Annotated in this window: 1 pseudogene; it reads right to left on the bottom strand. The window is 52.8% G+C overall.

What is annotated here, in order from left to right:
* Positions 1-121, bottom strand: a pseudogene (locus IV91_RS19940) (RNA-guided endonuclease InsQ/TnpB family protein); the annotation flags it as partial.
* Positions 122-337: the final 216 nt, after the last annotated feature.

The raw sequence follows: 337 nt of genomic DNA, 5'->3' as shown, positions 1-337 counted from the left end.
CCACGTCGATGCCGACGATGCTTGTGGCCGGATGCACCGGCTGCTCAACCTCGCGCTCGGTCTGGATGCTCACGAACCACTTGCCGCCGTTGGCCGACACGGTGATGTTGCTGACTGTTCCCAGCATCGAGTTTTAATCGAAGAATATCCTTGATCTTACGCATAGCAATCCTTGGTGCGGGCATGCTGGCTCCAAAAACTGGTCAGCATACTGAAGTGGACCCCTGTGTCAAGACAATAATGCCTTGAGTTTAAGTTGTGCATTCGACTTCACTCGCAGCTGGACGGCGCTGCCCCGATTTTGCATCTGGTTTGGTTTTCACTATTTCATCTGATG

Source organism: Ferrovum myxofaciens, assembly GCF_000735045.1.
GTDB lineage: Bacteria > Pseudomonadota > Gammaproteobacteria > Burkholderiales > Ferrovaceae > Ferrovum > Ferrovum myxofaciens.
Note: the sequence above shows the minus strand (reverse complement) of the source record. Positions and strands in the feature narration are given on the sequence as shown.